This is a genomic window from Bacteroides sp. AM23-12, from assembly GCF_003434395.1.
Lineage (GTDB): Bacteria > Bacteroidota > Bacteroidia > Bacteroidales > Bacteroidaceae > Bacteroides > Bacteroides thetaiotaomicron.
Window position 1 is genome coordinate 1 of the sequence record NZ_QTLF01000109.1, and the last position, 276, is coordinate 276.

Annotated in this window: 1 protein-coding gene; it reads right to left on the reverse strand. The window is 54.3% G+C overall.

The annotated features are described in order from the left end of the window. On the reverse strand, nt 1-276 hold a 276-nt coding region (locus tag DW640_RS23865; protein ID WP_199610471.1), incomplete at both ends, for a hypothetical protein.

Consider the following 276-nt stretch of genomic DNA (forward strand, 5'->3'; position numbering starts at 1 on the left):
ATGCCCTTGCCTGCTGCGGAGTGCCGGGGCACTCCCTCGGGCGGTTGCCGCTCTTCTCCATTCTTATTCCATTTTGGTTTCCGCCTGCAAAGTAACAGCCCTTTTCCCGTCCGGACACCATGCCCGGATGCGACAAACCTACGGGTGGAAAGACAATGTACGACACGCTGATAATCAAACGGATAAACTACCGGTATTTTGATATTCCTTTGCGCCGTGGAAGCGGTGAAACGACTGTCCGGATAGACAAGGAAACAACCGGATAGCCGACCGGAC